This is a genomic window from Kribbella endophytica (assembly GCF_054781295.1).
On sequence record NZ_BAAGUR010000002.1, the window covers coordinates 1,341,305 to 1,357,302 of the forward strand.

At 70.2% G+C, this 15,998-nt stretch carries 13 protein-coding genes; 6 read left to right on the forward strand and 7 right to left on the reverse strand.

The genetic code is table 11. The features are described from left to right. Positions 1 to 28 precede the first annotated feature (28 nt). Positions 29 to 1,069 (forward strand): uroporphyrinogen decarboxylase, encoded by a 1,041-nt coding sequence (gene hemE / locus ACYVIO_RS24685; RefSeq protein WP_460653237.1) that lies wholly within the window; start codon positions 29 to 31, stop codon positions 1,067 to 1,069. A gap of 79 nt (positions 1,070 to 1,148) precedes the next feature. Here the strand turns inward: hemE and ACYVIO_RS24690 are convergent, their stop codons facing one another. Beyond that, the gene (locus tag ACYVIO_RS24690) at positions 1,149 to 1,655 is read right to left on the reverse strand and encodes a MarR family winged helix-turn-helix transcriptional regulator (protein ID WP_460653238.1); all 507 of its coding nucleotides are present in this window, start codon (positions 1,653 to 1,655) and stop codon (positions 1,149 to 1,151) included. 90 nt (positions 1,656 to 1,745) lie between these two features. On the opposite strand from ACYVIO_RS24690, the gene ACYVIO_RS24695 reads away from it, so the two are divergent. The 4 genes from ACYVIO_RS24695 to ACYVIO_RS24710 all read left to right on the forward strand — a co-directional run bounded on the left by ACYVIO_RS24695 (position 1,746) and on the right by ACYVIO_RS24710 (position 5,991). Further along, positions 1,746 to 2,939: an FAD-dependent monooxygenase gene (locus ACYVIO_RS24695; RefSeq protein ID WP_460653239.1), complete on the forward strand. Its 1,194-nt coding sequence runs from the start codon at positions 1,746 to 1,748 to the stop codon at positions 2,937 to 2,939. A 517-nt stretch (positions 2,940 to 3,456) separates the two neighbouring features. Beyond that, a complete protein-coding gene (hemG, locus tag ACYVIO_RS24700; protein ID WP_460653240.1) occupies positions 3,457 to 4,890 on the forward strand; it encodes a protoporphyrinogen oxidase in 1,434 nt (477 codons plus the stop codon). Beyond that, the gene (gene hemQ, locus ACYVIO_RS24705) at positions 4,887 to 5,612 is read left to right on the forward strand and encodes a hydrogen peroxide-dependent heme synthase (protein WP_460653241.1); all 726 of its coding nucleotides are present in this window, start codon (positions 4,887 to 4,889) and stop codon (positions 5,610 to 5,612) included. Before hemG ends, hemQ begins: the two co-directional genes overlap by 4 nt. Position 5,613: 1 nt before the next feature. Continuing rightward, positions 5,614 to 5,991 (forward strand): VOC family protein, encoded by a 378-nt coding sequence (locus ACYVIO_RS24710; protein WP_460653242.1) that lies wholly within the window; start codon positions 5,614 to 5,616, stop codon positions 5,989 to 5,991. Positions 5,992 to 6,036: 45 nt separating this feature from the next. Here ACYVIO_RS24710 and msrB read toward each other — a convergent pair whose 3' ends face one another. From msrB to ACYVIO_RS24735, 5 genes are all read right to left on the reverse strand, one after another. After that, positions 6,037 to 6,453: a peptide-methionine (R)-S-oxide reductase MsrB gene (msrB, locus tag ACYVIO_RS24715; RefSeq protein WP_460653243.1), complete on the reverse strand. Its 417-nt coding sequence runs from the start codon at positions 6,451 to 6,453 to the stop codon at positions 6,037 to 6,039. Positions 6,454 to 6,571: 118 nt separating this feature from the next. Then, a complete protein-coding gene (locus ACYVIO_RS24720; RefSeq protein WP_460653244.1) occupies positions 6,572 to 8,962 on the reverse strand; it encodes a lamin tail domain-containing protein in 2,391 nt (796 codons plus the stop codon). A gap of 97 nt (positions 8,963 to 9,059) precedes the next feature. Beyond that, positions 9,060 to 10,451 carry an adenylate/guanylate cyclase domain-containing protein gene (locus ACYVIO_RS24725; protein WP_460653245.1) on the reverse strand — a complete coding sequence of 464 codons (1,392 nt, stop codon included), beginning with the start codon at positions 10,449 to 10,451 and terminating at the stop codon, positions 9,060 to 9,062. Further along, on the reverse strand, positions 10,444 to 12,189 hold the full coding sequence (locus tag ACYVIO_RS24730; protein ID WP_460653246.1) for an NAD(P)/FAD-dependent oxidoreductase: 1,746 nt from the start codon (positions 12,187 to 12,189) through the stop codon (positions 10,444 to 10,446). Before ACYVIO_RS24730 ends, ACYVIO_RS24725 begins: the two co-directional genes overlap by 8 nt. A gap of 146 nt (positions 12,190 to 12,335) precedes the next feature. Further along, positions 12,336 to 13,928 (reverse strand): M4 family metallopeptidase, encoded by a 1,593-nt coding sequence (locus ACYVIO_RS24735; RefSeq protein ID WP_460653247.1) that lies wholly within the window; start codon positions 13,926 to 13,928, stop codon positions 12,336 to 12,338. Positions 13,929 to 14,089: 161 nt separating this feature from the next. On the opposite strand from ACYVIO_RS24735, the gene ligD reads away from it, so the two are divergent. Further along, positions 14,090 to 15,148, forward strand: coding sequence for a non-homologous end-joining DNA ligase (gene ligD / locus ACYVIO_RS24740; protein WP_460653248.1), 1,059 nt, complete (start codon positions 14,090 to 14,092; stop codon positions 15,146 to 15,148). 35 nt (positions 15,149 to 15,183) lie between these two features. Here ligD and ACYVIO_RS24745 read toward each other — a convergent pair whose 3' ends face one another. Next, a complete protein-coding gene (locus ACYVIO_RS24745; RefSeq protein ID WP_460653249.1) occupies positions 15,184 to 15,948 on the reverse strand; it encodes an SDR family oxidoreductase in 765 nt (254 codons plus the stop codon). Positions 15,949 to 15,998 lie beyond the last annotated feature (50 nt).

Genomic DNA, 15,998 nt, shown 5'->3' on the forward strand with positions numbered 1-15,998 from the left:
TCAATCACAGACCGCTGTCGGTAGCTCCTTGGACCGCTCCGCCTTCCTGCTCGCCGCCCGGGGAGAGCCCGGGCCGCACACGCCGGTGTGGTTCATGCGCCAGGCGGGTCGCTCGCTGCCGGAGTACCGGGCGATCCGCGAGGGCACCACGATGCTCGAGTCCTGCATGCGATCCGACCTCGTCGTGGAGATAACGCTGCAGCCGGTACGCCGTTACGGCGTCGACGCCGCGATCTTCTACTCCGACATCGTCACGCCGCTCAAGGCGGTCGGGGTCGACCTGGAGATCAAGCCCGGCGTCGGTCCGGTGATCGCGTCGCCGGTCAGGTCGCTCGAGGACCTGGCCGCGATCCGTCCGGTCGATCTGTCGGACGTGTCGTTCGTCACCGAGTCGGTCCAGGAGCTGACGTCGCAGCTCGGCGGTACGCCGCTGATCGGCTTCGCCGGCGCGCCGTTCACGGTCGCGTCGTACCTGGTCGAAGGCGGCCCGAGCAAGGACTACGCCCGGACCAAGTCCCTGATGCACAGCGACCCGAAGCTCTGGCACGCCCTGGCCGACCGCCTGGCCGACGTCGCCATCGCGTACCTCGCCGTCCAGATCGAGTCCGGCGCCTCGGCGATCCAGCTCTTCGACTCCTGGGCCGGTTCGCTGTCCCCGCGGGACTACGTGGAGTTCGTCCAGCCGCACTCCGCGAAGGTCTTCACCGCGCTCGAGCAGTACGGCGTACCGCGGCTGCACTTCGGCGTGAACACCGGTGAGCTGCTCGGCCAGATGAGCGAGGCCGGCGCCGACGTGGTCGGCGTCGACTGGCGCGTCCCGCTCGACGAGGCCGTCCGCCGCATCACCGCCGCCGGCGGCGCTGCCAAGCCGGTCCAGGGAAACCTCGACCCGGCCCTGCTGACGGCCGGCTGGGACGTCATCGAGCCCGAGATCGACCGCATCCTCGCCGAGGGCAAAGCAGCCCCCGGCCACATCTTCAACCTCGGCCACGGCGTACCGCCGACCACGGACCCCGAGGTCCTCCACCAGATCGTCAAGGCAGTCCAGGAAAAGTCAGCCCGAAGCTGAGCCAGCCCGGCTCGGCGCCCACCTCCCGCGCCGAGCCCGGCTGCAGGCCAGGCTCCGGAGCCCCCGGAGCCCCCGGAGCTCAGCTGGGCGCTGAGTCCGGGTCCTCCTTGGCCAAGTGGGCTGTGACGTCGTCGGCGAGCTTGGCGAGGAGGCGGCCGAGGTCCTGGCGGTCCTGGGTGGGCCAGTCGGCGACCACCTCGTTGAACCAGCCGACGATCGACGCCGTGTAGCGGTTCGCCGCCGCGGCGCCGTCCGCAGTCGGTTCGATCAGGCTCACCCGCCGGTCGGTCGGGTGCGGCACCCGTCGTACCAGGCCTCGCTGTTCCAGCGCCTGCGTCTGCCGGGTGACGTGCGGTCCGACGACCTGCATCCGCTCCGCGATCTCGCCGATCCGGAGCGGCTCGCCCGCCATCGCCAGTGTCAGCAGGATGGTGAGCGCCGGGCGGTCCAGGCTCAGACCGGTCGCCTCCGTCGCGCGCTGCGCGAGGCGCCCGCGGTTCATCGCGTTGCTGATCTGCGCGAGCCGGGGGAGCGCCGAGAGCGCCTCCGGAGCGGCGTCGCGGGCCGGGCGTTGGTCGCCGTCCATTTGATTACCTAACTTAGGTATGTATTCTGAGCAGTAAGTAGATACCTAAAGTACGCATCTCGGATGCGGGTTGTCAGGAGGACACACGTCATGAACCAGACAGTTGGCTCGACCCCACGCACGGTGCTCATCTCCGGCGCGAGCATCGCCGGCCCCGCGCTGGCCTACTGGCTCGACCGCTACGGCTTCGAGGTGACGGTCGTCGAGAAGGCCGACGCCGTCCGCGGCGGCGGGTACGCCGTCGACATCCGGGGGACCGCCCGCGAGGTCGTCGACCGGATGGGCCTGCTCCCGGAGCTGCGCAAGGCGCACGTCGACTCCCAGAAGGTCTCCTTCGTCGAGCCCGACGGCTCGCTCATCGCGACCATTCGCCCGGAGGCGATGACCGGCGGCGCGGAAGGACTCGACCTCGAGGTCCGCCGCGGCGACCTCGCCGACGCGCTCTACACGCCGATCCGCGACAAGGTCGAGTTCATCTTCGGCGACTCGATCGCCCAGCTCGACGACCGCGGCGACCGCGTCGACGTCGTCTTCGACAGCGGCACCAGCCGGAGCTTCGACCTGGTCATCGGCGCCGACGGCCTGCACTCGAACACGCGGCGCCTGGTCTTCGGCCCCGAGGAGGACTACCACCGGTACGTCGGCTACGCCTTCGCCGGCTTCACCCTTCCCAACGACTTCGGCCTCTCCCACGAGGGCGTCGTCTGGAACGTCCCCGGCCGCGCGGCAGTCCTGTACGCCCACGAGCCCGAGGAGCCGGTCCACGGCTTCCTCACGTTCCAGCAGGACGTCCCGCCGTACGACGCCTTCCGCGACCCCGCGGCCCAGCGCGACCTGGTCACCCAGAAGTTCCCGCACCGCGGCTGGTACATCCCCCAGCTGGTCGAGGCGATGCGCTCGTCCGAGAACCTCTTCTTCGACGTCGTCAGCCAGATCCACATGCCCGCTTGGTCCCACGGCCGAGTAGCCCTAGCCGGCGACGCAGCCCACGCCACCTCCTTCATGTCCGGCCAGGGCTCCAGCGTCTCGCTGGTAGGCGCCTACGTCCTGGCCGGCGAACTGGCCACCCAAGCCACCCACACCGAGGCCTTCACGGCGTACCACCACCGCATCCGCCACTTCGTCGAACAGAACCAGGCCCTGGTCGAGATCGGCCGCAGAGTCCTGGCCCCCACCACCCAAGAACTCCTCGACACCCGCAACCAGGCCCTCCGCGGCGCCCACGTCTCCGGCGAACAGGGCCGAGCCGCCAACACCGGCTTGGTCCTGCCGGACTACTACTGACCGCGGAGCTGCCCCGACGTCCACCACCACCGGGCCGGATGGACCACCGTCGAGATGCTCAGCCCAAGCCGCCACCACCGCGTGCTCGCCAACCGCCAACCGCCAACCGCCAACTGCTGGCGTTGGTCGCGCCGACGTCCACCACTGATCAAGGAGGTCGACTCGGGGTCGGCTGAGGAGGTTTCACGCTTGGGCCGGTGGAGTCTCGGGCGCCGGCTGGGGATTGGTCAGTGGTGGGTGTCGGTGGGGTTCGCGGAACGCGGCGGGCGGGAGGCCTGCAGCGATGACGGGGTGGTCGGGCTCTGGGCGGGCGGATGTCCACCACTCACCTTCGCGCTTGTCGTTGGCTCGGATACACCGGTCTGCGCGGAGAGCGGAGCGCGGCGGATGGCGGCGCGGGGAGTTGGTGAGTGGTGGACGTCCGCCTGCGTGGTGTGGCGGTCGGAGAGCGTGAGGCCGGGGGAGTTGGAGGGTAGGTGGGTCCGGTGGGTTTTTGAGGGTGGGTGAAGATGAGGTTGTGGATGCTCGGACGGTGGTTGTGGTTGGTGGTGGGGTCAGTGGGCTGGCGGCGGCTCGGGCGTTGGTGAGTGGGGTGAATCCGCCGCGGGTGATCGTGCTGGAGTCCTCGCCTCGGTTGGGTGGGAAGTTGGCGGGGGATGTGCTGGAAGGGGTGCCGGTCGACCTCGGGGCGGAGTCGGTGCTGGCTCGGCGGCCGGAGGGGGTTGACCTGATTCGGGCGGTCGGGCTGGGGGACGAACTGGTGCATCCGGCAACGACCTCCGCTGGGTTGTGGGTCGGGGACCGGATCCGGGCGATTCCGCCGACGGTGATGGGGGTGCCGGTGGATCCGGCCGAGACCGTCGACGTACTTGGTGAAGAGGCCGCCGCGCGGGTTGCCGAGGAGAAGGGGCTGCCGGAGCCCGCGCTGACCGAGGACGTGGCGATCGGGCGGTACGTCGCCGAGCGGATGGGCCCGGCGGTGACGAACAAGCTGATCGATCCGCTGCTGGGCGGGGTGTACGCCGGGCGTGCCGACGAGATCTCGCTCGCGGCCGCCGTACCGGAGCTGTACGCGAAGCTGAAGACCGCCCCGAGCCTGCTCGCCGCGACGGCTGAGCTGCGAGCGACCAGCCAGCGCAGGGCGACCGACGGCAAGCCGGTCTTCGCAGGCATCCGCGGGGGCATCAACCGACTCATCCAGGCGCTAGAAGCCGACCTCGCAGCACGCGGAGTCGAGATCCACCGCTCAGCACCAGTACGCCGGATCACCCGCACAGGTAGTGCAGAGCAAGTGCAGTACGAGCTGGAGGCTGGGCCTGTCCCAGCCCCGCAGTTCTTCCGCGCTGACGCGGTGATCGTCGCGACCCCCGCCTCGCCGGCGGCGCGGATGCTGGCCGACTTGGTCCCCGCGGCGGCGACCGAGCTGGCAGCCATCCAGTACGCGAGTATGGCGATCGTCACGCTCGCCGTACGCAAGCAGGACTGGGCCGCGACAGCCACCGGATCAGGCTTCCTCGTGCCCTCCGACGAGGGCCGGACGATCAAGGCCGCGACCTACTCGCACGCCAAGTGGCAGTGGTCCGCCGAGGCCGGCGGCGACCTTGCCGTACTGCGGTGCTCGGTCGGGCGCCTCGGGGAGGAGTACGTCCTGCAGCGCTCCGACGAGGAGCTCACCGCCCTCGCGACCGCCGACCTGCGCAAGGCAGTAGGCCTCGACGCGCCGGTCGTCGGAGCGCTCGTCAGCCGCTGGGGCGGCGGGCTTCCGCAGTACGCCGTGGGCCATCTCGACCGCATCGACCGAGTGGAAGCGGCCGTCGCCGACGAGCCCGGGCTGGCGGTCTGCGGGGCGGCGTACAGGGGTGTCGGGATCGCGGCCTGTGTCGCCTCGGGGGCCCAGGCGGCAACCCGGGTGCGGGCTCACCTGGACGCATTGGCGACAATGGGTTCGTGACCGACGCGAACCAGCCCGAGAGCAGCACGCCCGCGAAGCCGAAGGCCCGCGAGCTGAACAACGTGATCCGCTACACGATGTGGTCGGTCTTCAAGGTCGAGACCCCGCTCGGGGACACCGATCGCGACGAGCTGACCGCCGAGCTCAACGAGCTGGTCGGCAAGCTGGCGGCCGACGACGTGGTGATCCGCGGCTGGTACGACGTGGAGGGCTTCCGCGCGGACGCCGACTTCATGGTCTGGTGGCACGCGCCGACGTCGGACGCGCTGCAGAAGGCGTACCACGCGCTGCGCCGGTCGCGACTCGGGCGGCACCTGACGCCGATCTGGTCGCAGTACGCGCTGCACCGGCCGGCCGAGTTCAACAAGAGCCACATCCCGGCGTTCCTGGCCGACGAGGAGGCGCGCGGGTACATCTGCGTGTACCCGTTCGTCCGGTCGTACGAGTGGTACCTGCTGCCGGACGAGGAGCGTCGGCACATGCTCGCCGAGCACGGCAAGATGGCGCGCGGCTACCCCGACGTACGGGCCAACACGGTCGCGTCGTTCGCGCTCGGGGACTACGAGTGGATGCTGGCCTTCGAGGCCGACGAGCTGCACCGGATGGTCGACCTGATGCGCGACCTGCGTGCGTCGACGGCGCGGCGGCACGTGCGTGAGGAAGTCCCGTTCTACACCGGCAAGCGAACCGAGCTCGGCGAGCTGGTCGCCAACTTCGCCTGACATGGAACGCAAAGCGTTTCCCGTCCTGTACGTCGGCAGCGTGCGGCGCTCGGTCGAGTTCTACGCGCTGCTCGGCTACGAGCAGACCTACCAGTTCCCGCTCGAGGGCGACCCCCACTACGTCGGCCTCGAACGCGGCGAGTCGTCCCTCGGGTTGGCCGACACCAGTTGGCCGGAAGCCCAACTGGGCATCACCGTCGGCACGGCTCCCCGCTTCGAGCTCTTCGTGTACGTCGACAACGTCGGCGCCCAGGTGGAGATCCTCCGCGAGGCCGGCTACACGATCGTCCAGGAACCGGCCAACATGCCCTGGGGCGAACGCCAGGCCTACGCCTTCGACCCCGACGGCAACCCGGTAGCCCTCGCCACCCCGATCTGAAAAAGCCCGGCACTCCGTGGGAGTGCCGGGCCTTTCAACAGCTGATCAGGCCTCGGAGAGTGTCAGGCTGATCGAGTTGATGCAGTAGCGGAGGTCGGTGGGAGTGCCGTAGCCCTCGCCTTCGAAGACGTGGCCGAGGTGGGAGCCGCAGTTGGCGCAGCGGACCTCGACGCGCTTCATGCCCATCGCGGTGTCCTCGATGTACTCGACGCGCTCCTCGGCGAGCGGGGCGAAGAACGACGGCCAGCCGCAGTGCGAGTCGAACTTGGTCTCGCTGCGGAACAGCTCCGCGTCGCACGCCCGGCACTTGTAGACGCCGACCGTCTTGGTGTCGGTGTACTCACCGGTGTACGCCCGCTCGGTGCCGGCCTTGCGCAGCACCTGGTACTCCGCGGGGGACAGCTGCGCGCGCCACTCCTGGTCGGTCTTGTCGATCGCGTACTGCTTGGTGCCGTCGGTCACGGTGCCCGTACCTCCTCAAGGTCAAGGAGCCGGTTCCCCGGGGAAACCGGCTCCTTTTCATTATCGGCGGTCGGACAAGCGAAACCCCGTCGGGGGGCCCGGCGTCAGCACCCCGTAATCAGCGGTACCAGGACGGCAGCGGGATCACCCGCACCACCTGCGGGTCGTGGTCGGAGATCTGGTCGGGGAACTCCGCGTTCATGTGGACCACGTCGTACGCCGACGCCGGCTGCAGGTTCCGCGACATCAGGATCTGGTCGAGGATCTGGCTGTTGCCCTCGAACACGTAGCTGTACCGCTCCTTGGCGGGCAGCGTGCGCGGCAGGTCGATCAGCGACGTCTTGCCGGAGCCGACCAGGATGTCGGTGGTCTGGCTGAAGTCGAAGTCGTTCAGGTCGCCGAGCACGATCACGTTGGCGCCCCGGTCCTTGGCCAGCAGCTGGTCGACGAAGGTGCGCACCGACTGCGCCTGCTGGTGCCGCTTGGGCGCCGAGCTCTGGACAGGCGGCTGCACCCGGCCCCAGAGCGGGTCGTCGCCGCCCTTGGAGCTGAAGTGGTTGACCACCACGAACAGCGACTGGCCGAGCCAGGTGAACTCGCCGGCCAGCGGGACACGGGTGGCCTCCCAGGCCGGGTTGGCCGGGTCGATGCGACCGGGCGACGAGCTCAGGTGCGGCCGGCCGAACCGGTCGGTGGTGATCGTCGTACCAGTGGTCGAGCCGCCGCCCGCGCGGTCGACGAACTTGACCGGCCGGTCGGTGCGGTACATGAAGGCGACCCGGATGTTGCCGCCCGGCTCACCGCCCTCGTCACCGTCGACCGGGTCGATCTGGCGCCACGCGTACTTCGGGCCGCCGGCCTTCTGGATCGCCGCCGCCAGGGTGTTCAGCGTGACGTCGGCGGCCGTCGTACCGGAGTTGGTCGCGCCGTCGTTGTCCTGCACCTCCTCGAGCCCGAGGATGTCCGGCGACGCGAGGTTGTGGACGACCGCCTGGGCGAGCCCGTCGAACTTGGCGGCGCCGTCGGACGGGTCGAGGTTCTCGACGTTGAACGTCGCGACCGAGACCTGCAGCAGCGACGACGGCGTGGTCTTCTCGCGCGTCAGCGTCCCGGGGACGACGGTCGGCGTCTGCGTGACGAGGAACTTGAAGTTCCCGAACCCGTAGTCGAGGACACCGGTCACGGTCCCGGCCAGCGTGTCACCGGTCTTCGCGTCCGGGATCGGAGCCAGTACGTCGTCCAGCAGCACCCGCTCGGGGTTGCTGTCGGTCTTCTGCAGCAGGATGCCACCGCGGATGGTCCGCAGCCCGGCCCCAGCCGGTACGACGGACAGCTCGCGGAACGAACTCGTCGGCCCGGTCACCTGCGGCTTGTCGATGCCGAGCCACATGCCCTCGAGCGACTCCCAGAAGTCGAGCCCGTCGGTGGCCGGCTCGAACGTGCCGGTCGTCTCCACGTCGCCGTTGGAGTCGTCGTCGATCACGGTCGACGGCGGAACGCGCCCACCCGGGCCGACGATCGTCGCAGCCGGTACGGCGGCAGTGCCGGTCACCGTCACGGTCGGGTTGGTCAGCTCGGTGGTGGTCAGGTTGTCGCTGCCGCCCGAACCGCCCGGCCGGAACTCGGCGACGGTGCCCTGCACCGACACGGCGTCGCCGACGGCAACGGTCGGGGCCGAGCTGGTGAAGACGAACAGGCCCTCGCTGGTCGCCGGGTCGCTGTCCGGCGCGGTGTCCTGGAACCAGAACCCGTTGCCGCTCTTGGCGGTGACCACACCAGTGACATCGCCGACGAGCTTGCCGTTCAGCGGCGACAGGTGCGCCGCGCCCTGGATCTCGTGGATCTTGGCGGGGATCGGGTCCTCGGCCGGCGGCTCGGCGGTCAGCGTCTTCGGCGACGGGTTCACCTCGGCGAACTCGGTCGCGTTGTTGTCCGCGTCCTTCGTCGGGTCCTTGCGGGTCGCCGACGTCGTGTTCGACAGTCCGGGCGCCGCGGCGGTCTCGAAGTCGTTGGCGGCGCCGTACCCGACGAAGTCGACCACGCCGGCAGCCGTCGCGCAGCCCGTCCCACACGTCAACGAGGTCACCGACGAAACCAGTGCGACCTTGCCGGACGCCGCGGACATGTTCACGCTGCCGGTCGCGTCGGGCGTCGGCATCGGCTGGCCGTTGGCCCCGCCGGACGCGCCCTGCGCGAGGTAGACGCCGCCGGGCGCGATCGAGCCGGACAGCGTGATCTTGTTCGCCCAGGAGTTTCCGGCGGCGGACGCGTACTGGATCGACCAGCCGGTCAGGTCGACCGAGGCGCTGCTGTTGTTGGTCAGCTCGACGAAGTCGTTCGTGTACGACGCGCCGGAGTTGCCGCCACCGCCGTACACCTCGGTGATGACCACGGTGGACGAGGCGGCCTGGGCCGGGGCGGCCGCGATGGCGACCAGTCCGGTCAGGACGAGAGACGATGTGACCACGAGGGCGCCCAGGCGGCGCCGTGATCGGTTCTGGGCAGACATGTGGCGGATTCTCACACCAGGAACGGACCTCGCCAAGGCCCAACACGTGAACAGCTGGTACGACGCCGAACGCGAGGGTGATCATGCGCCTCGCGAATCAGTGGTCCAGGGCAATCAAACGATGGACCTCCAACGGCTCCGCCTTGCCCTTCAGGCTGATCGGCCCGAGCGACTCGGTCACCGCGTCGGGCAGCAGCGCCTTCGTCGCGGGCCCGATCGCGACGCCACCGCCGGGCGCCTTGCCCTCGATCCTGCTCGCCACGTTGACCGTGTCTCCAATGACTGTGTGCGTCCGGCCACCCTCCGTGCCCAGCAGGCTGACCGACGCGATCCCGGTGTTGATCCCGACCCGGAACCGCGGCCAGTCCGCGTGCTCGGCCCGCACCTTCTCGGCCGCCGCCTGCAACGCGAGCCCGGCCGTGGCCGCCAGGCGGGCGTGGTCCGGCTGGTCGCCGCGCTTGTTGAAGGTGACCATCAGCGCGTCCCCGATGATCCGGTCCACCTCGCCGCCGTGCCGCCCGACCACCGGCGGGACGACGACCTCGAAGTACGTGTTCAGCATCGTGGTCACCTCGTCCGGCTCGTGCTGCTCGGAGAACGTGGTGAACCCCTGCAGGTCCGCGAACAGCACCGACAGCTCGCGCCGCCCGGACACGGTTCCGGCGACGTACAGGTCGGAGAAGCGTTCCTCGAACCACTGGATCCGGACGCCGGCGACGACCAGCACGAACGCCGCGAGCAGCAGCAGGTGCCACTCCCACCACGACAGCGCCCAGTTCCGCGCGAACACCAGCGCGATCATCGCCTCGGCCAGCAGGACGAAGGCGGACACCAGCGAGAGCAGCATCAACGACGGCCGCGCGGACCACATCCGCAGGTAGCGCGCGGCGGCGACGCCGTACAGCAGGACGGTCGGTACGGCGAGCGCGGTGAGGATGCCGTCGGCAACTTCCGGTACGGCGGTGTCGTGCAACGGCGGGAGTTGGGTGACCGAGGCAACGGCCCACAACGCCATCACGAGCAGCAGCCCGAACCGGATCCGCCGTCCCCGCCGCATCCAGAGCACCGATCGCTCGCCCTCGAACCGCAGGCTCGACAGGACCGCGCAGACCGACCCGAGCGCGACCCCGACCGGCGTCGCCAGCACGAACCCGGCGTTCGGCGTACTCAGCAGCACCCCCGGCGTCGCCAACGCGTGCAACGCGAGGAACCCGGCCGCCGACAGGAACGCCAGCGACACCAGCAGCACCCGCGGATCACCACGGCGCAGCGCGGCCGAGCCCATCGCCTGAGCCAGTACGGCGCTCAGCGCCGCGGTCAGCAGCACCAGCCAGAAGTGCGACGGGTGATGCTCCCAATGCACGTCCAGCCTCGGTTCCCGCAGCAGCAGGAGGAGCGCCACGAGCGGAATCAGCAGCACCGCGGCGGTCAGCCCGACCATCGCCGCGGAGTACACGAAGCGAGGTCGCGCCGGGGGAGCGTCAACCATCGGGGCCGGCCTGCTCCGCGATCCGCAGCGCCTTCAGATGTTCGTGGACCTGCGACACGACGACCGACCCCTCGCCGACCGCCGACGCGACGCGCTTCACCGACCCGCAGCGCACGTCGCCGACCGCGAACAGCCCGGGCACCGTCGACTCGTACGGTTGCGGCGTCCGCGACGAGGTCCACAGCCCCGACGCGACCGCATCCGCACCGGCTGCGACGAAACCGTGGTCGTCCCGGCCGACCTCGGCCGGCAGCCAGCCGGTCCGCGGTTCCGCACCGATCATCACGAACAGTCCGTCGGCGGCGAGCACGTCCTCCGCGCCGGTGCCGCGGTCGCGCAAGGTGATCCGCTCCAGCCGCCCGTCGCCGCCGCCGTCGACGACCTCGCTGGACGCGCGGACGGCGATGTTGGGCGCTGCGTCGATCACGTCGATCAGGTACTGCGACATGGTCGCCGACAGATCCGGCCCGCGGACCACCAGCGTGACCTGCCGGCAGTACCGGGCCAGGTGGATCACGGCCTGCCCGGCGGAGTTGCCGCCGCCGACCACGCAGGCGTCCAGCCCGGTCAGCCCGTGCGCCTCGGAAACGCTGGCGCCGTAGTACACCCCGGCTCCGGTCAGCGCTTCGAGGGCCGGTACGCCGAGCCGCCGGTACGACACTCCGCTGGCGAGCACCACGGCCTTGGCCGTCACCTCGCCGACCCCGTCGATCTCGGCCACGAAGTCGTTGCCCCGAGCATCGAGTTTGACGACCTCACGCATCAGCGCGAAGTGCGCCCCGAACACCCACGCCTGCTGGTACCCGCGCTGGGCGAGGTCCGACCCACTGATCCCGCGCGAGAACCCGAGGTAGTTGCGGATCAACGAGCTCGTCCCGGCCTGGCCGCCGATCGCTTCCCGCTCGACGACCAGCGTGCGCAGCCCTTCGGACGACGCGTAGACCGCCGTCGCGAGCCCGGCCGGCCCACCGCCGATCACCAGCACGTCGAAGTCGCGCTGCTCGTCGTCCAGCGTCGTCGACACACCCCACGCCTCGGCGATCTCCACGTCGGTCGGGTCGTGCAGCACGGTGCCGCCGATCGCGGGCATCCACACCACGACACCGTCACCGGGATCGGGCTCGCCGATCTCGGCCAGCACGAGGTCGGCGTTCGCCGTACCGGTCGCACGGAACGCGCTCGGGATGCCGTTGCGTCCGAGCAGCGCCTGGATCGCGTGCCCACGGGCCGATCGCTCGTCGGCGACCACGACGACCTCGCGCAGGTTCGCGACCTCGTTGCGCGACCACTCCTGGACGAACTCCGCGACCGTCCGGTGGAACAGTTCGTCGTGCCCGATCCAGGGCTTCAGCACGTAGTAGTTGATGTCGCCCTTCGACATCGCGGCCAGGATCGCCTTGGCCGTGTCCCGCTCGGCCCACGCACCCCACGGGATCAGCAGCGCCCGCCGGGCATCGGGATGCGCACCCCGCGCCTTGGCCAGTACGGCGGCCCGCTCGTCGTCCGGCAGTTCGTGATCGACCAGTACGACGGCCACCCGCTGCTCGAGCTCGTGGGCCAGGTCCAGGCAGTGCAGCGCCGCGGCGGCGGTCAGCTCGCCGCGCACCCTGAAGTCGACGCCGAAACTGCGCTCCAGCTCGTTCTCGATCCGGTCCAGCCGCAACGGATCGGTGTCGACGACGAGCAGCAGGGGCCGTGCCTCGCGAAGGCTCGACCGGACGCCGGGATCCCCACCCATGGATCGACGGTAAGTCCGGCCCGGCGCCCCGGCAATGGTCAAAACGTTTGATCACCGGCCCTGTCCGCCCCAGTGGGACAGGGCCGGTGATCAAGTACAACGACCGGCCGGCTACAGCCAGGTCGCGGCTTGGTTGCTGTCGGCGATCAGTTGACGCTCACCCCGGACCAGGCGGCGGCGACGGCGGTGCGCTCCGGGCTCGAGGCGCCGTACAGGTCGGTGGCCGCGTTCAGCGTCGCGGTCCGGGCCTGGGCGTACGTCGTACCGGTCGTCATGTACGTCGTGAGTGCGCGGTACCAGATCTTGCCGAGCTTGTCCTTGCCGATGCCCTGCAGCGTGGTGCCGTTGCAGGTCGTCGAGTCGTGCGCCAGACCGCCGAACGTCTTGGGCCCGGTGCCTTCGGCGAGCAGGTACGCGAAGTGGTTCGCGACGCCCGAGGAGTAGTGCACGTCGATGTTGCCGATGCCGGAGTACCAGCAGTCCTTCGACTGGCCGTCCTTGCTCGGCTTGTCCATGAACCGCAGCGCCGGGCGGTCCTTCATGATCTCCTCGCCGATGTAGTAGTCGCCCGGGTCGGAGGCGTTGTTGGCGTAGAACTCGACCAGCGAGCCGAAGATGTCGCTGGTGGCCTCGTTCAGGCCGCCGGACTCACCGGAGTAGGTCAGGTTCGCGGTCGCGGTGGTGACGCCGTGGGACATCTCGTGCCCCGCCACGTCGAGCGAGACCAGCGGACCGGCAGCGACCCCGTCGCCGTCGCCGTACGTCATCTTCTTGCCGTCCCAGAAGGCGTTCACGTAGTTCACGCCGTAGTGGACGCGGCTCGGGACGCCCTTGCCGTCGTTGAAGATGCCGTTGCGGCCGTGGATCAGCTTGTAGTAGTCGAACGTCTTCGCCGCGCCGTAGTGCGCGTCGACGGCGGCCGAGGCGCGGTCGGTGTTGACGCCGGTGCCCCAGTGGTTGTCCGCGTCGTTGAGGCGGGTCGGGGGCGGGCAGCCCAGGCCGAACAGCTGGCACAGGATCGAGTCGGTCTTGTTGTTCGCGTCGGCCGTGTAGCCGTTGCCGCGGGCCGGGTCGGTGAGCGTGAAGCCGCCGGTCGCCGGGGTGGTGTCGATCGCCACCGTGCCGGAGTACAGGCTCTTGCCGTCGCCGCTCGCGGTGTGGATGTGCTGCTCGCTGACGAGCTTGGCGCCGGTCAGCGCGTCCACGGTCGTGGTGATGTGGCTCGGTGTCCCGTCGGCCTGGGTGCCGCCGGTCGTGACCAGGTACGCCAGGCGGGGCGCACCCTTGCGGGCCTCGATCACGAGAGACGGCTTGCCCTCGGACTTCATGCCGCCGGAGAGCGCCTTGGCGGTGGCGCCTGCGAGCGAGATCTTCGGCGTACGGTCGACGTTCGCCGACCGGGTCAGGGTCAGGCTGGCGTCCTTCCAGGCGCCGTCCTTGGCCTGGTGGACGACGACGTCGCCGCCGAGCACCTTCAGGCCGCCGATGCTGCGGTCCATCCGGACGTGGCTGGTGCCGTCGGCGTCGACGATCACGTCGCGGACCGCGAACGCGTCGGCGCCGGTCGCCTTCAGCGTGCCGAGGTTCTGGCCGATCGCGGCCTTGACCCGGGCGGCCGCGGTGGCCGGCGACGGGCCGGGTTCGGCCTGCGGGGCGCCGGTGGCGGTCCCGGTCCCCAGGCCCAGGGCGGTGGCGGTCGCGACTGCGGTGGCAGCGGCGAGCAGGGCGGATCTGTTCATCCTCGTGCTCCTTCAAGAGTGTCCCGGGGGCCTCACGCCCCAGGAACGAGGTGCAGGAACGTTACCGCTCGGTCACCTAGGGTGGCCAGAGGTTGGGAAAAGATCGGTTTTCTTGGTGGTCACGCCCACTTTTGGTCCGTGCCGGGCGGTAGCGTCGCGGCATGGCGGCGACGAAGGCAATCGAGCTCGAGGTGGCGGGACGGACGGTCCGGGTGAGCAACCCGGACAAGCCGTACTTCGCGGACCGCGGGCTGACCAAGCTGGACATCGTGAACTACTTCGTCGCGGTCGGCGACGGCATCCTCGGCGCGCTCCGGGACCGGCCGACCACGCTCGAGCGTTGGCCCGGCGGCTGGTTCGAGGGCGCGAAGCTGTCGACGCGGATGGACAACAAGGGCGACGCGTTCTACCAGAAGCGGGTCGCCAAGGGCGCGCCCGACTGGGTCGAGACGGCAACGATCAAGTTCCCGAGCGGACGGCCGGCGGACGAGGTGTGCCCGACGGAGCTGGCGGTCGTCGCGTGGGCGGCGAATCTGGGCACGCTGACGTTTCACCCTTGGCCGGTACGACGTCCTGAGCTGGACGCGCCGGACCAGCTGCGGATCGACCTGGATCCGCAGCCGGGGACGGACTTCAAGAGCGCGGTCGCTGTCGCGCCGGCGCTGCGGGAGTTGCTGGCCGAGCACGGGTTGGAAGGCTTCCCGAAGACGTCGGGTGGGCGCGGTCTGCACGTGTATGTGCCGATCGAGCCGCGGTGGGACTTCATCCAGGCGCGGCGGGCGGTGATCGCACTCGGGCGGGAGCTGTCGAAGCGCCTTCCCGACCAGGTCACGGTGAACTGGTGGAAGGAAGAGCGCGGCGAGCGGATCTTCATCGACTACAACCAGATGGCGCGGGACCGGACGATCGCCTCGGCGTACTCGGTCCGTCCGAACGCGCGGGCGAGGGTGTCGGCGCCGCTGCGGTGGGAGGAGTTGGAGGACGTCGTACCGGACGACTTCGACGTGCTCACGATGCCGGCCCGCTTCGCCGAGGTCGGCGATCTGCATGCCGCTGTCGGTGAGCAGGCCTTCTCGCTGGACTCCCTGCTGGAGCTGTCGGCGAAGCACGAGCGGGACCACGGCGAGGCAGACCTGCCGTACCCGCCGGAGTACCCGAAGATGCCCGGCGAGCCGAAGCGTGTGCAGCCCTCGAAGGACAAGGACCGCCCGAAGGACTAGCGGCACGCCCACCCGGTTGGGGGTGGGCTGCGGGGTCAGAGCGTGCGGAGGGCTCCGCCGTCGACAGGAACCATCACGCCGGTCAGGTACGACGCGGCGGGGGACAGCACGAAGGCTGCTACTCGGCCGAACTCCTCCGGGAGGCCGTAGCGGCGCAGCGGAATGGTCTTCTCGGCGGAGCGGCGGGCGGCGTCGGGGTCGCCGCCCTTGGAGTCGAGTTCGCGGACTCGGTCGGTCGCGATCTTGCCGGGGAGCAGGCCGTTGACGCGGACGCCGTTCGGGCCGAGCTCGTCGGCGAGGGTCTTGGCGACCATCGCGAGGCCGGGGCGCAGACCGTTGGAGATCGCGAGTCCGGGAATCGGCGACTTCACCGACGACGACAGCACGAACGCCAGCGACGTACCCTCAGCGCCGGCCCGAGCGACCGAGCGGGCGATCCGCAGCCCACCCAGGAACACGCTGTCGAAGGCCGCGCGCCAGTCGTCCTCGTCGGTGTCCAGCGCCGTACCGGCTCGCGGTCCACCGACGCTGATCAGCGCGCCGTGCAGTGCGCCCCACTTGGCGATCGCCGTCGCGGCCAGCCGTTCGGCGCTCTCGGGGTCGGCGTTGTCGACGGGGATGCCGACCACGTTCTCGCCGAGCTCGGCGGCGGCCCGCGCGATCGACTCCTCGTTGCGGCTGGAGATCACCAGCCGGGCGCCTTCGGCGGCCAGTACCCGCGCGGTGGCGAAACCGAGCCCGCCGCTGGCGCCGGTGACGATGTAGGTGCGATCGCGAAGTCCGAGGTCCACGGCCACCATCCTGCCGTACAACGCCAGAGCCCGCTGAGATGCACCCCGGGACAAGCCGT